Origin of the sequence: Faecalitalea cylindroides (assembly GCF_028321995.1) — a bacterium.
In the GTDB taxonomy this organism is placed as follows: domain Bacteria; phylum Bacillota_I; class Bacilli_A; order Erysipelotrichales; family Erysipelotrichaceae; genus Faecalitalea; species Faecalitalea cylindroides.
The window spans coordinates 176830-196636 of sequence record NZ_JAQLXG010000002.1 but is presented as its reverse complement, the minus strand read 5'-3'; the positions used below and the strand labels follow the sequence as shown (position 1 = coordinate 196636).

At 34.8% G+C, this 19807-nt stretch carries 21 protein-coding genes and 1 pseudogene; 3 read left to right on the top strand and 19 right to left on the bottom strand.

Going from position 1 to position 19807, the window contains the following annotated elements; all coding sequences use genetic code 11:
• Window positions 1-252: 252 nt before the first annotated feature.
• Entirely contained in the window at window positions 253-603 is a 351-nt protein-coding gene (locus PND65_RS02330; protein WP_271990516.1) for a hypothetical protein, read from the top strand.
• A 127-nt stretch (window positions 604-730) separates the two neighbouring features.
• A complete protein-coding gene (locus PND65_RS02325; RefSeq protein ID WP_271990515.1) occupies window positions 731-2080 on the top strand; it encodes an RNA-binding domain-containing protein in 1350 nt (449 codons plus the stop codon).
• 230 nt (window positions 2081-2310) lie between these two features.
• On the opposite strand, the gene PND65_RS02320 is transcribed toward PND65_RS02325, so the two are convergent.
• The 18 genes and pseudogenes from PND65_RS02320 to PND65_RS02235 all read right to left on the bottom strand — a co-directional run bounded on the left by PND65_RS02320 (window position 2311) and on the right by PND65_RS02235 (window position 18692).
• Window positions 2311-3117 carry a transposase gene (locus tag PND65_RS02320; RefSeq protein ID WP_271990513.1) on the bottom strand — a complete coding sequence of 269 codons (807 nt, stop codon included), beginning with the start codon at window positions 3115-3117 and terminating at the stop codon, window positions 2311-2313.
• Between the two features lie 6 nt (window positions 3118-3123).
• Window positions 3124-3618 (bottom strand): hypothetical protein, encoded by a 495-nt coding sequence (locus PND65_RS02315; protein ID WP_271990510.1) that lies wholly within the window; start codon window positions 3616-3618, stop codon window positions 3124-3126.
• Window positions 3619-4036: 418 nt separating this feature from the next.
• The gene (locus tag PND65_RS02310; protein WP_161129513.1) at window positions 4037-4696 is read right to left on the bottom strand and encodes an HAD family hydrolase; all 660 of its coding nucleotides are present in this window, start codon (window positions 4694-4696) and stop codon (window positions 4037-4039) included.
• On the bottom strand, window positions 4693-5784 hold the full coding sequence (gene metK / locus PND65_RS02305; protein ID WP_271990508.1) for a methionine adenosyltransferase: 1092 nt from the start codon (window positions 5782-5784) through the stop codon (window positions 4693-4695). The genes PND65_RS02310 and metK overlap by 4 nt, the downstream gene beginning before the upstream one ends.
• A gap of 30 nt (window positions 5785-5814) precedes the next feature.
• Window positions 5815-6717: a glycyl-radical enzyme activating protein gene (locus tag PND65_RS02300; protein ID WP_015536460.1), complete on the bottom strand. Its 903-nt coding sequence runs from the start codon at window positions 6715-6717 to the stop codon at window positions 5815-5817.
• Window positions 6718-6720: 3 nt separating this feature from the next.
• Window positions 6721-9027 carry a pyruvate formate lyase family protein gene (locus PND65_RS02295; RefSeq protein ID WP_271990506.1) on the bottom strand — a complete coding sequence of 769 codons (2307 nt, stop codon included), beginning with the start codon at window positions 9025-9027 and terminating at the stop codon, window positions 6721-6723.
• Between the two features lie 92 nt (window positions 9028-9119).
• Complete coding sequence (locus PND65_RS02290; protein WP_015536462.1) at window positions 9120-9887, bottom strand: N-acetylmannosamine-6-phosphate 2-epimerase; 768 nt, start codon at window positions 9885-9887, stop codon at window positions 9120-9122.
• A 37-nt stretch (window positions 9888-9924) separates the two neighbouring features.
• Entirely contained in the window at window positions 9925-10758 is an 834-nt protein-coding gene (locus PND65_RS02285) for a PTS system mannose/fructose/sorbose family transporter subunit IID (protein ID WP_015536463.1), read from the bottom strand.
• Window positions 10751-11542 carry a PTS mannose/fructose/sorbose/N-acetylgalactosamine transporter subunit IIC gene (locus PND65_RS02280; RefSeq protein ID WP_015536464.1) on the bottom strand — a complete coding sequence of 264 codons (792 nt, stop codon included), beginning with the start codon at window positions 11540-11542 and terminating at the stop codon, window positions 10751-10753. Before PND65_RS02280 ends, PND65_RS02285 begins: the two co-directional genes overlap by 8 nt.
• Window positions 11543-11555: 13 nt before the next feature.
• Window positions 11556-12032: a PTS sugar transporter subunit IIB gene (locus tag PND65_RS02275; RefSeq protein ID WP_195191620.1), complete on the bottom strand. Its 477-nt coding sequence runs from the start codon at window positions 12030-12032 to the stop codon at window positions 11556-11558.
• Complete coding sequence (locus PND65_RS02270; RefSeq protein WP_087159077.1) at window positions 12026-12463, bottom strand: PTS sugar transporter subunit IIA; 438 nt, start codon at window positions 12461-12463, stop codon at window positions 12026-12028. The genes PND65_RS02275 and PND65_RS02270 overlap by 7 nt, the downstream gene beginning before the upstream one ends.
• Before the next feature lie 101 nt (window positions 12464-12564).
• A complete protein-coding gene (locus tag PND65_RS02265; protein ID WP_271990504.1) occupies window positions 12565-13428 on the bottom strand; it encodes an IS3 family transposase in 864 nt (287 codons plus the stop codon).
• A 17-nt stretch (window positions 13429-13445) separates the two neighbouring features.
• Window positions 13446-13742 (bottom strand): transposase, encoded by a 297-nt coding sequence (locus PND65_RS02260; RefSeq protein ID WP_271990501.1) that lies wholly within the window; start codon window positions 13740-13742, stop codon window positions 13446-13448.
• A 455-nt stretch (window positions 13743-14197) separates the two neighbouring features.
• Window positions 14198-16960, bottom strand: coding sequence for a sigma 54-interacting transcriptional regulator (locus PND65_RS02255; RefSeq protein ID WP_271990499.1), 2763 nt, complete (start codon window positions 16958-16960; stop codon window positions 14198-14200).
• Between the two features lie 210 nt (window positions 16961-17170).
• A complete protein-coding gene (locus PND65_RS02250; protein WP_008788617.1) occupies window positions 17171-17410 on the bottom strand; it encodes a helix-turn-helix domain-containing protein in 240 nt (79 codons plus the stop codon).
• A gap of 4 nt (window positions 17411-17414) precedes the next feature.
• Complete coding sequence (locus PND65_RS02245; protein ID WP_010727158.1) at window positions 17415-17834, bottom strand: sigma factor-like helix-turn-helix DNA-binding protein; 420 nt, start codon at window positions 17832-17834, stop codon at window positions 17415-17417.
• A gap of 226 nt (window positions 17835-18060) precedes the next feature.
• Window positions 18061-18408 (bottom strand): annotated as a pseudogene (gene mef(H) / locus PND65_RS02240) (macrolide efflux MFS transporter Mef(H)); the annotation flags it as partial.
• Window positions 18369-18692: a hypothetical protein gene (locus tag PND65_RS02235; RefSeq protein WP_010727157.1), complete on the bottom strand. Its 324-nt coding sequence runs from the start codon at window positions 18690-18692 to the stop codon at window positions 18369-18371. The gene PND65_RS02235 and the pseudogene mef(H), both read right to left, overlap by 40 nt.
• Before the next feature lie 504 nt (window positions 18693-19196).
• Here PND65_RS02235 and PND65_RS02230 point away from each other — a divergent pair.
• Window positions 19197-19550 carry a helix-turn-helix transcriptional regulator gene (locus tag PND65_RS02230; protein ID WP_001227347.1) on the top strand — a complete coding sequence of 118 codons (354 nt, stop codon included), beginning with the start codon at window positions 19197-19199 and terminating at the stop codon, window positions 19548-19550.
• A gap of 59 nt (window positions 19551-19609) precedes the next feature.
• Here PND65_RS02230 and PND65_RS02225 read toward each other — a convergent pair whose 3' ends face one another.
• A complete protein-coding gene (locus PND65_RS02225) occupies window positions 19610-19777 on the bottom strand; it encodes a cysteine-rich KTR domain-containing protein (RefSeq protein WP_000336323.1) in 168 nt (55 codons plus the stop codon).
• Window positions 19778-19807 lie beyond the last annotated feature (30 nt).

Sequence of the window (19807 nt, the reverse complement as noted above, 5' to 3'; positions counted from 1 at the left end):
TGAAAATTAAAAAAATTTCTCTTTTTTTCTTTATAAAGAGAAATTTTTTATCTTATTTTTTATAGAATGTTTTCGATGAAATGATAAATTGATTGTCTACAAGGCAAAATCGAACCGCACCTATACCAACCTGAAACACTTTATATGAAGTAACTAAATTCTTTAACAAGATAGTTTATTTATTAGAAAAGCAAAAACAATTTGGTGAGATAAAAGATTATAAATAGAAAAATAGAAGCATCTGCACTAAGTGTGGGTAGAAATCATCTAAGCTCAATGGTTCCAGGAGGTTTACTTGTAAGGTCATACATTTATACAGCTATCTCTCCTATCCCGCTTTCTGCATCGGCTGGTGAGGCAACTCAAAACATTGCCTATACTTTCATGAAATCTTATGCCGGAGTTTGTCTTGAAGGAGTAATGATCGTGCTGGTATGTGTGATCCTCTCAGCTTTTGCCTCAGCACCACCTGTCATTGATACCGATGCAAGTGCTGTCAGTATGTTATGGAGCTATATTGGCAAGATCGTATTTAATATGCTGATTCTTGTCGGAACCGTTAAGATGAGTGATCGGTTAGTAAAAGACATGATGGGGTTATAAAATAATCTATCCGTATCAAAATCGAATCAAATTGCATCGCGAAATCGAATTAGTTTGACTCGATTGACCCGATTGACTCGATTTGATACAATATCTGTGTCAAAACAATGCGAAGGAGGCCTTTAATATGCTTTTTAGGGAAAGTGAAACGATTGAATTAAAAGAAATCGTTACAGACGAAATTAAAAAGGAAATTATCGCTTTTGCTAACTGTAATGGCGGAAAACTGTATATCGGTGTTAAAGATGATGGGACAGTGATTGGTGTAGATGATGCGGACAATGTTTCTTTGCAGATAAGTAATATGGTTAGAGATACGATCAAACCAGATGTGACAATGTTTGTTCATTATGAAACCATCGAAAAAGAGGGAAAAGAAATTATTGCCATAGATATTCAGCGAGGAACAGACCGGCCTTATTATCTTGCCAAAAAAGGAATGCGCCCAGAAGGCGTATATGTCAGACAAGGTTACTCTTCAGTGCCGGCCACTGATAATGCCATTCGACGTATGATCAAAGAAACAGATGGAGATCGCTTTGAAGCGATGCGCTCTTTAAATCAAAATCTTACCTTTGAAGCCACAAAAAAAGAATTTGATCTTCGTAAGATAGAATTTGGCTCAAAACAAATGCAAACTTTGAAATTAATAGATCAAGACGGTCTTTACACTAACTTAGGTTTACTTTTATCTGACCAATGTATTCATACGATCAAAGTTGCTGTTTTTCAAGGGACAGATCAAATGGTATTTAAAGATCGACGAGAATTTAGCGGCTCACTTCTAAAACAAATGAATGAAGTATACGACTTTATTGATTTACACAACCAGACCCGTGCAACGATAGAAAAACTTTTGAGGATCGATGTCCGTGATTACCCTGAAGTTGCAGTAAGAGAAGCGCTTTTAAATATGTTGGTTCATCGTGATTATTCCTTTAGTTCAAGCGCCTTGATCAGCATTTACGCAGATCGAATTGAATTTGTATCCATCGGTGGATTAATATCGGGGATCGATCTTGAAGATATAATGGTCGGTCTTTCTATATGCCGCAATCAGGAACTGGCAAATGTGTTTTATCGCTTGCATCTGATTGAAGCTTATGGCACTGGAATGAGAAAAATAATGAAAGCGTATGAAGGCAAAGAAGAAAAACCTAAAATTGAAACGACAAAGAACGCCTTTAAAATTATTTTGCCTAACATAAATGCCAAATACGAAACAGGAAATATCACCAGCTCAAATATAAAAGCCACTACAAATTCAGTTACTGGAGATAAAAATATCCTAGATGACAAAGAAAGAGTACTCGAATATGCTAGAGTTCAAGGTGTTTTAACAAGAAACGATGTGATGGCATTGCTTAAAGTAAGTGCATCTACTGCAACAAGGATCCTTCAAAGATTAGTGAAAGAAAACCTTTTAAAACAAAATGGGAAAGCGAGAAACACTCACTACTCTATAATAAAGAAATAAAAACTATATTAAACACATCCAGCATTCTAAAAGAAACTAAACTATACAGAGAATATTTCTAAGTAAAAAGGATCCTGTAATACAGAATCCAGCTTTCATCCTCTTGGGTGGTTTTTTTCTGGTGTCCGTTTTACAGGGTCCATTTTAACGTTTAGGTGGTTCTTTTATTTAAAGGCATGACAAAACTTGTAGTGTTGCCACTACATTTTTAAAAATATATAATATAAGCGTTAGTCATATCGATAGTTGAACGATACTGGTGATTTGGGTTTCACTTTCCGCTGATTCTGGCGATTACGGCGGATGGGCAGGATCTCTTTGGCTATCATTGACTCAATATGGAGCGGGATCTTCCTGCTCTTTTCTTTTAAAAAATACCGAATGATGTGGTAGGCTCTTACGAAATTCAACTGATATTCGTATTTCCGCTTCTTTTCCTTGATTTCTACCTCTCGGGTAATCCGCCTGCAGAAGTTGTATAAGAGCAGTTTCGCATAGATCTCCTGTTGTATGAGATTCCTTTTCTTGGAATGCAGTGTATTCAGATCCAGATCGTACTTTATTTCCCGGTAAGCCGTCTCGATACCCCAGCGCATACGATACAGCTCTTTGATCTCTTCTAATGAGAATTCATCTTCATCCAGATTGGTCACGATACTTTCATAGGTGTCATCACTGATCTTGAATCGAACGACCCTGCACTCAAATTCAAAGTAAGGACCATCACCAAAATATTCGAATCTTTGATTTCTGGGTACGAATTTATAGATCTCAGGATGCTCCTTGATCTCCTTGGTTTGTTTATAGGTCAGTATTCTTTTTACACGGACATCGAACTCTTTATCTTCGAACGGACCCAGGCTGCGTAAAACACTGGTTTTTGAATGGATATCCTTTACACGTATCAAGAATTTGTTCTTCGATTTTTCCACCTTCACAAAAGAATTGAAGGACTCATAGTTTCTATCCCCGATAAATATGGCTTTCGGTCCATGGTATCCGTCCACCATATGGTTGAAGGCCCCATTCTCGTTCATTTGTGCCTACCCCTGGATCAGGACATCATCATAAGTGTGTTCTAGAAGATCATAGCTTGTATTGATATGGTAAGCAGAAAAAGGGACATCGGTATGATTTTGTTTCAGGACGGTCGTTTCTTTGTCCTGCATGGCATTACTGACAGGCAACACAGAGCCATCGATTGCCAGTAATCGAAAACCCTTATGTAAGACCGGTGTATGAGTTTTTTCGTTGAATCTTTTGAACAATGTGCAAAAGGCATCCGGACGAATCTTATCCCGGGCCTGAACAGAGGAAGAGACGGATGGGACATCCAATGTATATCCGAACAGGCCGAAGAGCTCGTCCTTCAAGGAACCGGCCTCGAGCAGCAGGACATTCATCATCGTGTTTCCGAAAAGATGTTTTCTTCTTCTGGTAAAATCTCTTTCAGGATTGACAACAAACAGAGAGGAAGAAGCTTCCATGGATTGAATGCAGAATTTTAATTGTTTTTTGATCGATTTGAATTTGTTCATAAGTACCTCCAAGACGTATACCTATAAACAAAGGGCCTATTATTCATATTGGAATGAATAATAGGCCTCACGGTTTTAACTTTTTGTCAACAACTTTTGCAGAATTTTTATTGAAATTCTGAAGAATAAAAAAAGAGGGCACATCTTCATGCACCCCTTATATCCGTCATTAATCTTAACTTAATGACATTGGCAATGTCGCCCTCCTTTTACAGTTGAATTCTTAATTTAGGGGAGCAGGAAATTTTTGATCATTGGTTAATCCTCTAAATTCTCCCCTAGATTTCTGGCCGAGTCCCCTAAATTATTTGGTTACCCAAACAACTCCGCTTATAATGAATGGCTAAAATCATTTTCGTTACAACTCTTTTTTCAAATAGTAGAATATGAGATCACATCAATTCAAATCCACTAATCTTTAATCTAGCATTGATAAATCAAAAATATGGGCTATTTGAATCCATGCTTCAATTAGATCATTCACGATACAATCAGCTTTGGATTGATCTACCGAAAATCTATTTTCTTTAAGAGCAATCACATACAGTCTAGCATTGATCGCAGCTTGGATACCGACTAAAGAATCTTCAATTACAATACAATCATTAGAAGGAAGTTCTAAACGCTTTAACGTTTCAAAATAAATATCCGGTGATGGCTTTTTTGCTTGAACATCATTTCCACTAACAATCACATCAAAATAAGAATCTATATCATTTATGGATAGCATTTTGTAAATAATGTTATAAGGAGAGGATGACGCTATTGCAATCTTAATATTATTCTTTTTTAAATGTGATAGGATAAACCGAACATGTGGAACTAACATGTCTTGAAAAGAATCAGAGGGATATTTACATCCTTCTTTTATTTCTTCAATCGATGGTAGCGGAGATACCGGTTTCCATATCTCTTGCAAATGTCCAATAAATGTTTTTGCATCTAATCCAACAAACTCACTTAATTCATCGTTTGTTAAATTTTGGTTGTGTTTTTGAAGAAAAACTCGAAAATCATATAAATGTAATGCTTCTGAATCGATTAGAACTCCGTCCATATCAAATATTACTGCTTTCATAATTTTAATTCCTTGATCTGTTCCCATGGAAACCGAGGATCCCCAAAGTGTCCATAACAACTTGTTTTTAGATAGATTGGTCTTCTAAGATCCAATTCTTTTAAGATGTTATCAACATTGAAATCAAAGTTATTCTCAATGATCTCAAGGATCTTCTCATCTTCATATTTCCCTGTTCCAAAAGTATCCACACATAATGAGATCGGCTCTTTCTTTCCAATCGCATACGATACCTGTATCTCTGCTCGTCTTGCAAGCTTATTAGCTACGATGCTCTTTGCGACATATCGGCAATAATATGCTGCACTTCTATCAACCTTGGTTGGATCCTTGCTGGAGAAACATCCTCCTCCGATCCTTCCTCGTCCTCCATATGTATCACATACGATCTTTCTTCCAGTCGTTCCAGAATCCCCAAATGATCCTCCTATCACGAAACTTCCGCTTGGATTGATGAAATATTTAGTATTCTCATCCAATAGTTTTTCATTGATACATGGTTTGATAACCTCATTCATGACGATCTCTTTGATTTCTTCTTGCGATACATCGGCTGCATGTTGAGTAGATACAACGATCGTATCGATCCTTTTGATCTCATCATTTTCATATTCTACCGACACTTGGGTCTTTCCATCTGGTTTCAACTTTGGATTTTTCTTTCTCACTTTTGCCAGCTGCATCGCCAGTTTATGTGCATAGTAGATTGGCAATGGCATATATTCTCTACTTTCATCACATGCATAGCCAAACATGATTCCTTGATCCCCAGCACATACATCATCACGATTGACCGCATTATGGATCTCTGGACTTTGCTGGTTCACCACTACATGAACATGATATTCCTCTTCATAGCCAATCTTTTTGATCATTGCCAAGGCTATCGCCGCATAGTCGATATTGGCCTTGGTATTGGCTTCTCCATAGATCAATACAAAATCATCTTTAATCGTACATTCTACGGTCATATTAGAATATGGGTCTTGTTCAAGAGCTGCATCTAAGATCGCGTCCGCAATTTGATCACATACTTTATCCGGATGTCCTTCGGTAACGCTCTCACTTGTAAAAATATAGTTTTTCATACAACTCAAACTCCTTAATCTTTGTTTTGATCATCCTCCTGCTTGAGTATGGATACCTTTAGAATTTCCGTAGTCCACTAGATCTTTTAAATCTTCTTTCGATAACATCTTAGATCCTTTAAGATCATATTCTTTACCAAGTTGATCATATTTAGATACACCTAAAGTATGATAAGGTAACAGATGGATTTGACTTACTTTTAACTCTGCTCCAATGTCTATAATTTTGCGAATGGTTCTTTCATCATAATTATAGTTTGGTATTACTGGTACTCGTAGAGTGATTTTTTCTGGAGCTTTTGAAGCAAGCTTCTTTAGATTCTCTAAAATTCTTTCTCCATTTCCTTTCGTCACTAAACTGATTCTATTGGCAGTTGGAAATTTAAGATCAAATAGAAAATAATCAATATACGGAATCAGGTCTTCAATATTTTTCCAGTGTGTATCCCCTGTCGTCTCAACTGCTACAGAAATATCTTCTTCAAAAAACTTATTCAACAATGCTTTTAAAGCATTATATTGTACAAAAGGTTCTCCTCCTGAAATCGTAACGCCCCCATTAGATTCTTCATAAAATGGTTTATCTTTTAATACTTCTGTAACTATGTCATCGATACTTACTGCATCCCCTATAAAATTAATTGCACCTGCAGGACAATTATTTTCACAAGTTTTACAATGAATGCAAGCGTCACGATCAAATACTAATTTGAAGTTTTCTATTTTTATAGCATGTTGAGGACAGTTCCTTACACATGTACCACACCGTACACACTTTTCTTCGTTATACATCAACTGAGGTTTGATTTCTTGTGATTCCGGATTTGCACACCATGGGCATCTAAGTGGGCATCCTTGTAAGAAAACAACGCTTCGAATACCGGGCCCATCATGGATTGCAAATCTTTCGATTTCCATAATATTAGCTTTCATCAATTAAAACCTCGCATTTAAAGTTCGACTTACAAGTTCTTTTTGAACTTCTTTATCCAAATTTACAAATACGGCACTAAATCCACTGACTCTTACAATCAAATCTGGATACTTTTCAGGATGCACCATTGCATCTTCCAATGCGCCGGCATCAACAACCGTAACCATCAATTGACATCCACCTAGTCGATCAAAATATGTTTTAAATAATAACTTGATCTTATCCATATTATTTCTAAAGAAATCTGTCTGGAATTTAATATTTTGAACCGATCCTAAATGGAAACGAGAGTCAATTTTAGATATTGATTTTAGAACAGCCGTAGGGCCTTTTTTATCTGCTCCACCTTGTGGATTATTGCTTGGATTCAAGAATACCTTATTCTTTCTACCATCGGCAGAAGCACTTGTGCGCAATCCCCATTCTGTATTTGTTTGATTGTTGATAATAACGATACCATAATGATGCAATCCGTTGTTGATTCCAGCCATACGTGTATATTTTGAAATATGATTATATAAATCTAAATATACAGAATCGGCATAATCATCATCATTTCCATATTTTGGACAATCTAACATGTCTTTACGCATTTTTTCATAGCCTTCAAAATCAGCCAATAATGCATCATTGATTTCAGTTAATGAATATCGTTTTTCTTCAAATACCAGTTTTTTTATTGCGACCAATGCATCCGCTGCATTTGTATTTCCGAAGGTTTCACAACATCCGCCTAAATATTTAACACCGCCGTCTAATAAAGGTTTTCCTTTAGCCAAACAATCATCCATTAGAATGCTATTAAACACAAAATCCACATCTTCATTCATAACTTCATACGATTTAGCCTGGCTATACGCTAAGATATCTAAATAATGATCAACTAACAAAAGATAATAATGATAGAATTCATCATATGATTTGATGTCTTTCATCTTTTTTAATGCTACGCCATCTCCTTTGTAGACATTATCATATGGATCCACACCATCATTCATGAAAATATTCAGTGTCTTTAAAAGATTGATCGTTGCATTTGGGGTACCGACTGTCTTTCCGACAATATTCATTTCACCACATCCAAACATTGCATATTGCTCAGCTTCTTTTTCACTGATCTTCATGCAATGAGCTAAACCTGGAACATGTACCTTATCATTATATAAAGTAGGATATGTTGCTCCATCTGCTAAACATTCCATCGCTTTATCAAAAATATCATCTGGTGTATCTTCATATAATCGAAGTGTAAACTGTGGTTCTACATATCGGCATTCATGACATACATCTAAAGCTATTCTAGTAAAAATATCGGCCGCTTCAGGATCTTTTCTTCCTCTACCTCCAACGATAACTCGACCATTAACAGTAGTACGTTTATTTTCAATTAATGTCCATAAACATTTTACATATGCTTTAGCTTTGCTATATGTAATCAGACCGCTATCTAAATCATGTTTCAAGAAAGTTCCTACAACATCATCCAATCTTCCGTAATTGATGATTCCAGCTAAAGCTGTATATAACCAGATCATCTGAAGTGCCTGATGGAAAGTTTCTGGTGGATCATTACGAATTACCTGTAGAGATTGAATGATTGTTTTTAGATCTTCTTGAGCCTCTGGATCTTTTTCGTTTTCTAATTCTTTTTCTGTTTTTTCAATATAGAAATCACAACATTCAGTAAACAGATCCAAAGCATCCAATACAGCTAAATAGAATTCATTATCCGGATCATCGCACATCCTTGATAAAGTTTCCTGTCTTAATCCGGCGATTCCTTTCTCAACAAGTTTATTGTAATCCAACATCATACCGCTCAATCGCGCAGAACTTTCACAAGGAGCCGTCAAGGCTGTATTTGAGAATACTTTATTGATAACTTTGTCATTATATTTGCTAGCAAATTTACCTTTTACATCATGATCTACCCAATAATCAATCAACTTATTAATTCGTTCTTTATCTTTAGGATCTTTCAATTTCTCCTGAAAAGTATTTAATTTTCCAAAAACACAATAATGTCCTACTCCACCTAAAGAAGTAACAGCACCAAACCCAATTGGAAGAGCATCATATCTACCAACAAAAAAATCCTCTTTTTTCCTTGTCCTAAACATTCTAGGATACAAAACTTTCATACATTGAATTTCTCGGATTCCTTTAGGCATACCATGGGTAGCTTTATGAACTCTTGTATATTCTTCCATTACTTCCAATTGTTCTTCAACACTTTTTTCACATGGTAATTTCGACTCAATTTCAACATTATTTCTTCCAGATAAACCTTCATCAACTTGTTTTGTCATATATTGCTCCTTTCTAATTTCCTTCAATTGACTTTACAGAAGGTTTCCTCTACATAAAGACACATATCTATGTAGAGGAAACAATTTATAGATTATTTTTCTAATTTAGTAATTGGTCCTTGCCAAGCTCGTTCATCATCTCTCCAATTTGAATCTTTAGGGAATTTGTTTAGTAGATCCGTAAATCTTTTTACAATAAAATGTGGGCGGGTAATAGCACTACCAACTACTACAGCATAACATCCAAGATATAAACTCTTCATAGCAGACTCTGGATCATATACATGTCCTTCCATAATAACAGGAACATCTACAGCTCTACACATTTCTGCAACTTCTCTATATGCTGGCGGTTCTGTAATATATGCAGTAGCCTTTGTATATCCAGCAAGTGTTGGAGCAACAAAATCCGCTCCTAATTTGGCAGCTTCAATAGCGTTTTCAACAGTATCAACATCTGCAAAAATAATAGCTTCAGGTAATTCTTTTTTGATTTCTGGAATCAAATTTCTTGTTGGAACACCCAAATGATTAAGCTGATCTGTTGCCTCTAATGCAATGATTCTTGCCCCAGCTTCCCACAAAGCCTTGGCATGTTCAATAGTTGGCGTCATAATAACTCTATCCATCGTATCATAATAAATCTTATCGAGCCCAATAATAGGTAGATCAACAGCTTCATGAATAGCTTTTACTTGTTCAGGGCTATTGGAGCGAATAGCGACAGCTCCACCCCATTTAGCTGCCTTTGCCATTGTTACCACTGTTCTGCCATCCTCATGGATACAATCTTTTGGCTCTGTCTGGCAAGATACAATTAATCCTCCTTTTAAACTTTCAATAATTTCCTGTTTTGTCATAATTTCCTCCTTTATTTTTTATAATTATTCAATATGACTAAAGAATTCCTACTGCATGCAATGCGATTGCAAGAATAACCAATAAAATAATAAGAATGGTTGGAGATACATTTTTCTTTTTTAATAACCAGAAGCACAACAATGTCAACCCTAGTGGTAAAGCATTTGGCAAGATTGAATCTAAGATTTCTTGTACATTGATCGTTGCACCCTCTGCCTCATATACAAATGGAATTTTTAAAGTAACCATTGTACAAGCCATAGATCCCACCATGATAAGTCCGACAATGTTACAACACTCTGTTAAAAATGGCATGATTCCATTTTTATTCATTTTGTCAAAGAAACTAGTACCTAAATTAAATCCTATGACAGGTAACAAATGTCTAGCTAAAGAAGAAGGAATATTATAAACAAGGAAATATAAAATAGGTCCTAAGATATTCCCTTGAAGTGCAAAAGATACACCAATACCAGTTGCGATTACCTTTAAAGATCCCCAGAAAATCGAATCACCAATTCCTGCTAAAGGTCCCATCAATGAAACTTTTGTTGCATTGATACTGCTAACATCATAATCCGGATTCATAGAAGCTTCTCTCTCCATTGCAGCAGCTAATCCGGCTGCCAATCCAGCTACCTGTGGTGTTGTATTCCATAATTCCCAATGTCTTTTATAAGCTTCGATTCTTTTTTCTTTATCATCCTTATAATATCTTTTAACTACAGGTACCATTGCGTATAAAAAAGACAATGCCTGCATCTTTTCATATTGATAAGGTGCACTTCCTACCATCATTCTCCATGCAACAGAATTGATCATCTTTTTATCTTCAGGATTCAAATATAAAATCGAATTTTTCTTAGTCATTGAACAAGTCATCTCCTTCCATTGCCATATTTTCATTTTGATTCATCAAATTTTTTGGAGAATCAATCAATGTATAATAACGGATGATACAATACAATACACCGGCAATAGCGATACCTAATGTTGGTACACCTAAATAAGTTGTTAAGAAGAATCCAACAAAGAAATATACAGCTAATTTTTTTGTCCAGATCATTCTTAATAACATAGCAAATCCGACAGCTGCTAACATACCACCTGCTACTGTTAAACCTCCAGTAACAGCTTCTGGAAGTGCGTTCATTATAGAAGTAATGATATCGGTTCCTAAATAAATAGCCAAAAAAGTCAAGAATGATTCAAAGAAACATCTCATCAATAATGTTAAAGCTACCATCCAGCCAAACATTTTATCGTTTTCATCTTCAATCAATTTATCTATATAACTATTGAAGAAACTTGGAATGATGAATGTCATCATTTGTATCTGACCCATTAAAAGCCCTACTGGGATAGCTAAAGCCATCGCTTCTTCAATATCCATATCTGTTAAAATGATAAAAGTTGTGGCAATAGCGGTTCCTGTTAAAGCATCGCTTGGTACAGTTCCACCAATATTTACAGCTCCCAAAAAAATCAATTCATATGTACCACCACAGATAATTCCTGTAACTGGATCTCCTAGCAAAAAACCAACAATAGTACCAATAATAATTGGTTTATCATTGAACAAACGGCAGAACCATTCGTTTGTAAAGTAACAAACACCTACTGCCAATGACACAAGTAAAGCATTTAAAAACATAAACTCTCCTTTCTCAAATTAAAGTAGCAATATTCTTGTTAGGATCGGTTGGCACAATTCTTACATCAACCTTATCTACTTTTTTCATAATTTCTTTTACATTAATTATGTCTTGATCAGACAAATATACGCCTTTTACAATTTTGTTATTTCCCTTAGTTCGATTAGACAAGCCTCCAATATTCACTAAAGAAATATGTTCATGAATACTATTGATCAATGCCAATGCATCTTCTGTCGTTTTTACAACAACAAACAACTTAAGATTTCGGACTCTTTCATCATTTATTAGATCTATGCCTCCCTTAAGCGAACGTATTGACATTTTCACACCCGTTGGTTTAGCCATCTTAATTGCAGTTTTTTGAATCTCGTTAGTCATAACTTCATCATTGGCTATAACTATAGCGTCCGGCCCAAGAAGGTTTAACCAGGAAAAGGCTACTTGACCATGTAATAATCGATCATCAACTCTTAGGATCACTACCATAAATTCACCTCCATTAATTCCTTATGATCGACATAGTCGTTGATAGGATATCCAAAAAATCGTATATTTTGCTTTGATGCTTCTACCGAATCTTTAATAATGGTCCTAATTTCTTTATTATCATCAGCTAAATACAATTCTAATAGCATCCCTAAATTTGCTCCTGCTATTACATACACATTTTTATTTGTGCATAATTCCAGTAACTGATTATTTACGCTACCACCAAGTAAATCTGTTAGAATCAAAAAAACTGTATCTTTTTCTTGTTTCATAGCATGTTCTATATTTTTATAAATTTCATATGGTGATTCGTAATCTTCTAAATCAAAGCTATCAACTCCTTTCAACTCTCCAATAATCATTTTTGCTGCACTTAGCATTCCTGAAGCAAATCGACCATGTGATGCAAGTATGATTTTCTTTGTCATAATTCACCTCCTTCTCTTTTTTATTCACCCTATTATTAGCAACAATTTGTGCCAACTTGGTCCTATGTCAAGAAAATGGACAAGTTAAATAGAGAATATTATCAATGCTTATCGCTTTCCCAATTTTTTTCATATTCGTTTGGGGATTCATAGCCACAATGGCTATGGATTCGCACCGTGTTATAAAATGTTTCGATATATTCAAAACATAGTTCGTAGGCATGATCATAATCAAATATCACTTTTCGATCCAGCCATTCCCGTTTGATGATCGAATGAAATGATTCGATACATGCATTATCCCAGGGCGTCCCTTTCACTGAATAGCTGCATCTCATGTTTTTCATCAAGATTCGGTATAGCCTGGATACATACTGGCTTCCCCGATCGCTGTGTACCACAACTGGTTTGTCGGTTTTTCTCCTTTGTATCGCGATACGTATACAGCGCAGCACTTCCTCGGCCTCCATCGTTTTTGTCAGCACCCATGCGATGATCTTTCTGGAATACAGATCCATAACGCTTGTCAAATAGACAAAGCCATCTGAAAGCGTCCATATGTATGTGATATCTGTACACCATACGGCATTCGGCTCAGTTGGATTGAACTCACGCTTTAAAATATTTTCTAATTTCGTGCTGAAATCACTGTTCAGCGTGGTTCGTGTCCATGGTTTGATCCAGATGGCCTTGATACCGATCTCTTTCATATAGACGCTGACGGTCCGCTGTGAAATCTGGCAGCCCTCGCGATTTAAGAGCACAGTGATCTTAGGAGCCCCATAAATTTTATGATTTTCATTATAGATTTCTACAATCCTCTGTTGGACTTCTTCCTTACGAATCTGCTGCCTGCTTTTGATGCGATGCAGCCAGGCATAATAGCCGGAACGGGATACCTGAAGTTTTGCCAGCACTCCGGAAACATCGAAATTTGGATCCTTTTCCTTTTCCTCATGGACCAAACGGTATCGTATCTCAGTCAGTCGCCCAGAATGCTGATGGCTTTTTTTAAGATATCAAGAGCATCCTGTGTATTCTTCAATTCCCTGCGTAGTCTCGCCTTTTCTTTTTCCAGTTCATTACCGTAGTTTCCAGAACTGGTAAAGGTTGCCTCGCCTCCATTTTCACTTGCTTCCTTCAACCAGCGTGACAAGGTGCTTCGACCAATGTTTAAATTCATTGCGCATTGTTCATGGCTGATATCTGGATGCAGCTCCACATACCGAACAGCATCTTTCTTAAACTGCAGATCAAACTGTCTTCTTTTGTTTGCCATAGACTTTCTCCTTATTTTTTATGCTTTCTTCTATGACATTGTACCACGATGATTTTGGACTTCTCTATTTTTCTTGTCCTATTTTTATGCTATCACCAGATTATAAGAGAAACGCACGAGGCTTCTCTGATTTTGATTATACACGAAACCGCATCCTCTTAAGCATGCGAAGGAATCCAGTTATCAAGGGAGTCCCAAGAGCCAGGTCTGAGTTCAAGAAAAACGGGACCAAACGCGGCTGTTACAATAAGACCAAATTAAGATAATATCAACAGAATCAATACTAGACTGGGAGATATGAAAAGGAGGGCAATTTCACCCTCCTTTTACAGCTGAATTTTTAATTTAGGGGAGTAGAAAATTTTTGATCATTGGTTAGTCCCCTAAATTCTCCCCTAGATTTCTGGCCGAGTCCCCTAAATTATTTGGTTACCCGAATTTCGTCCTTATCAAATCTATTTATTGAAAAGATCCGAAAGAATTTCATCAGTGATTTCTTTTGATCCTTCATATCTTGAATAAATATATTCATGTAAATAAGCTATTTCCTGATCTGGTATTTGTATATTGTATGTCTTCTCTATTCTCTTAAAAGATTTTTTTATCTTTTTAAAGAAGTCTTGATTATGATTGATAATTGTATCCAGTGCTTCAAATCGGTTGATTTCTTCATGAAGCAAGATTCGTTCTACCATGCAAGCCAGATGAATATACAAACAACAAGTCAAGTTCGAATTTAATTGAATATCCAATTCTTTTTGCACATCATTTACAAATGCTTGTATATCATCAATTATTTTTTGCGGTGAAATCACATTTAAATAATTTTTTAAATTTTCAATAGTAAAGTTCTTCAATAGCTCATTGCAAAACTGAGAAACTTCAGAATCACTAAAATAGTTTTTCATCAATCCCTGAATATAATTTGCATTTCTTTGATCCATGATCTCAAATATGGATAAAAATGGAATTCCTTCTAAATTAGGATCTGTTGTTCCTAAAATAAAACAAACATGATAAGTGTGAAATAAAGGTAACTTTTTCCCTTCGGCAACCAAGCTTTGATAATCATATGGAATAATTAAAATATCAATCTTTTTTGGCAAACTTTGTTTTACCAAATCCGCAATAGCATTAGCCATGCCCAATCCAGTTTCGCAAATTGTCAAAATGATCTCTTGTTTTTTCTCTTTCTCTATCAATGTATAATGACTAACATTTTGTGAGCTTGCTTGCTCCAGAACATTTATAATGGATTCATTTTGAATTAATTTTGTTCCTACTTCCAAACATAGTTTTGTCGTTACATTATCAATGATCCCTATATTAAATGGATATGATGATAAATATCTGTATATATTTTCTAATGATCCCATATCAACTAACACTATGACATCGTTTCTTTTTTTAGACAAGCCATCTAAATATATGATCAATTTATCCACTACATCTTTAAAATCACAATCTAATGGCATGTCAATAGAATCAAAAACATGTCTTTCCAACAGATGATTTACATTATTGGCCATTTCACTGGCAATGGAATATCCATGGGCTATGATCACACTCGCAGTTGTCAGATCATTAAAATCTTTCAAAAAATACACAAATAACAATAATAGGTCCAATTTAAAAATATCAACATTTTCTATCAAAACCGTATCTTTGATCAATTCATAAAAATCCTCAATAATTTTCTCGTCAACAAGAAAATAATCCAATACTTTTTTATAGCATGTTCTAACTGATTCATCGTCTAATGCTTTTTTATTCAATGTTAGGATGTCTGCTGAAAATGCAACCAATTTATAGATAATTTCAATTTCACTATTCGTAAAATGTTTTGAATGATATTTGTTTTCTATTATTTTTAACACTTGTGTAATGAAATCTAAGTTAATGTTGTTTTGATATATTTCATCTTGTTTAAGATCATAAAACAGCAAATCAATATAGATCTTAGTTTTTCCATAAATATATTGTTTTTCTGTTTCATTTAAAAAACTATGTTTATTATTTTTCAAATGATTGATTATATCATAATGAAACTGATAAAAATTATGATTTTCTTCTCTTTTATTAAGAAGCTGTTTCACGCTTAACATAACTTTATCATCTAATATATTGGCTCCCTTTTTATAAAATTTTGGTGGAAGATCATTAATATGTATATGAATAATTTCATCCTTTTGGGATTTTAAAAGACCGTTGGCAACAGCGGTTTTTATGATGTTTTTTACCTCACCAATATTCCCTGTAAAAGAAGTAGCTTGTAAAACATGATAAACCATTCTAGATAATTGAATTTCTTTACCGACATGTTTTTCTTCTTTTGTGAATAAATAGTGAATCAATTCTCTTCTTTCTTGAAGTGGTCGATCATTTAGATCTGGAATCTGAACAATTAAGGGAATTCTTCTTAATAATGTCTTTAATAACACTTGATTCGGATTTTCTGTCGTAGCCATAATTATTTGAACATTTGATTTGTACCATTGCACATTATCCCCAACCATGTGATATGAACCACTATCCATAAATTGAAATATTTTTTCTTGGCACTCTGGAGGCAATCCATGTACTTCATCTAGAAAAAGTATTCCGTTATTGGCATAATGTAAAATTCCTTGATTATCTTTCTCTGCTCCTGTATACGAGCCTTTTTTATATCCAAATACATTTGTTAAAAATAATTCTGGATTGTTGCTGTATTCAGAACAATTGACTGGTATAAAATCTCCTTTTATTCGTCCTATGGAATGCCCATGTTCATAAATCAGTCTTGCGATATAGCTTTTACCAGTACCTGAAGATCCCATTAGTAATATGGGTAGCCCATTTCCTGGATATTGAATTGCCGCAACACATTGATTTATGCAAGATTTCAAGGATCCATTATACCCTATCAATTCATGAAATGAAGAATCGATCTTGCTGAACCTTATATCTTTAAGCAATTCATCTAAGGTTTCATACACATTTTCAGAAATACTAGTATTATACTTTTTTTCCAACATTAAACGACTAACATAAATAATTGGATGGGTATTTATCTTTATAATTTTTCCATTTTTATTCAATTCAAATAAGGTCTTTTGAACTTCTTTTTTATTTCTATTTACTTCCAAAGATATTGCATTTAACGTTAAGAAATCGAGATCGTTCCAGTCAATATTCTCGGTCTGTTGATTTATGTAATTTAATATAGCCTGTTCCATCTTTACCCTCCTTATATTGAGTTTATGAAAAATTTTATATCTAATTTTCAATTATCCGCATAAACACTATACATTCAAGCATTTTGAAGTATAGAAAAACACTCATCTTACCACGAATTTACCACGATTGAATGAGCCTTGATATGACCGTAAAACTACTAAGGGAGATAGCACGAAACTGTGTATCTCCCGATTTTTTTATACAGTTGATTACTTCACTCCGATTTCAAATTTCAATATTGCTTTCATCATGTCTGTATGAATTTCTCCTTTTAGTTCTTCATCAACCTGCATAATGATTTTACCACTTTCAGAGTGGTAAAAAGGACGCAAGCATAATTTAGAAATATAACCGTCATAAAACTTCAAAATCTCTTTAACTGCCATTTCATCTCCGCTTGACGCTTTGCAAATCAATTCAAAAGAGGGATAGCCATAATCTTTACTCATTTCTTTACTTCCCTTCGCTCAAAAGCATTTTTAACTTCCTTAGTCCTCTAGTTCTTCTACTGCAAATAGCAGAACGTGATACATGGTACAGTTCTGAAATTTTTCTGTCGTTCATTCCTTGAAAATAACGTAATAAAATCGCACTACGCTGTTTTTCTGACAGTCTATGTAAAACTGTACCAAGTGTTTCATCAGATACATAAATTGTAAAGTGCAAGACTTTAAATGATACACAATCATAAAAACAGGTATCAATCGTTCCACGTTCAACTTGTTTCGTTTCGGCTATTTCACAAAACAATACTTCACGTTTAGAATGTCTTGCAAGCTGTCTGTTTCGACTTTTCACTTTGTTCTTAATGACAATCAGCATTAAAGAATTGAACTGTAATCTGACGATATGCTCGAAAGAAGATGTCCTCATAATCTCACCCCCTTTCTGCTAATGCTGAAATATATAAACGGAATACCGTTTATACCCTTTAGAAATACAGAAAAATGGTAAGAAAAAAGCCCACACAAAACATATATTTGTGCGAGCCTTAAATACTGCAATATTACTCTTTCTTTTATAACACTATCCTTTTAGCAGATTTCAAATTTTCTTTTATATATTGTTTTTAGCCTAACATACTATTTAACCCCTTGTATTATATCTCTAACTTTTGAAAAATTCTTTTTGAATATATTGAAATCATGATTGAAGCAATAGAAGCTACAAACATAACAACCCATGTTTCTTGTATAAATACATCGAATAAAATACCGTAAACCATTTGTCCAATAGGTTGACCGCACATAGCAACTGCTACCAGCGTAGCCATTATCTTTCCTACTAATTGCGGTGGTGTTTGTGTCTGAACAAGAGTGTAAATTTGAACAACAAACATAGTAGATACACCCATAGCCACAAAGCACATCACTGTAACTACCCAGTAGGAAACTATTGCAGGCAATTCTAAAAATAGCGAAATTCCCATAAGTAAAACAGCAGTAGAATTTCACGTTTCTTGTCTGGCAACTCACGTAATGCTTCACTCAACAAATCATTTTCAACGCCTACTGATAACCCATTGAGTGTAAAAATCTGAAAGTCAGTTGAATAGTTATCTGTTGTCGCAAACTGGCTAACAAGATAATCGCCAACATCCGAAAAGGACACCTCACGCTTTGCAATCCTTGAAAGATAAAGCATATAATTCTTTCGCTCGTCTTCCATAGCACGTTTACAGATATAGTCAAACTGATTTTCTATTGTGGTCTGAAAAGAAGATGGTTTCATGTTTCTCACCCCCTTTCTGTCTAGGAAAGGAAGTGAGCCTTGCTCGTTTATCTCCTTTCACTCTTAGTCCCAATGTGAAAGGGGGATTTGTTGCATTACTGATAAATAAACTTTGTAAAAAAGTTCTGAATAGCCAAAAAAGCATATAAACAGATTTATTTCTCTGTTTACATGCTTCTGTTATTCTATCTATATGATTTATAAAACCACATTGGTGGACGTACTTATCTATTGCAGATAGACGACTTTTTTTGACAAGAACCCAATGTAAGGAAATTTATTGTATATGATGTACTTCATGGCGACGTTGACCTCCAACAAACCGCCATTTGGAAGTAATATACAATATTTTAACAGCGTAAATAGCACTACCATATAACGGTTTTTTTTATTGGCGTTTAGTAGTGCTTTTTATTAAATATAAACCTATAAACCATATAACACGTTTTTCTATACCTGTTTTTAATTCAGTAGGAACAATAAAATGTATAGAGGTGGTCTACTATGCGTAAAAAAGAAGATAAATATGATTTTAGAGCCTTTGGTTTAGCCATTAAAGAAGCTCGATTGAAACGAGGTTTAACTCGTGAACAAGTGGGAGCATTGATTGAAATTGACCCACGGTACTTAACTAATATTGAAAATAAAGGGCAACACCCCAGCATACAAGTTCTTTATGACCTTGTATCGTTACTTCATGTTTCCGTTGATGAATTTTTCTTACCTGCTAATAACTTGGTAAAAAGCACCCGACGATTACAGATAGAGAAATACATGGATAGCTTTACAGACAAAGAACTATCCTTAATGGAATCTTTAGCCAGCGGTATCAACGAAGCAAGAAACATCGAAGACTAATTAAAAGAATCCATACATAACGGAAAGAGCCGATAAAATGAGATTGTATTAATCTCATTTTATCGGCTCTGCGTCTTTGCGTCTGGCTCTGTAATCACAGTTACTTTGAACTGCTTTATTTCAATTAAATTTTCTTGTCTGCATTTCGGACAATAGAGGGGGAATTTTTTTAATTCAGTATCTTCCCTTATCTTTAATCGTGTTTTATTTCCACATACAGGACACAATATCCACTTGTAGTTTATAATAACTATCTC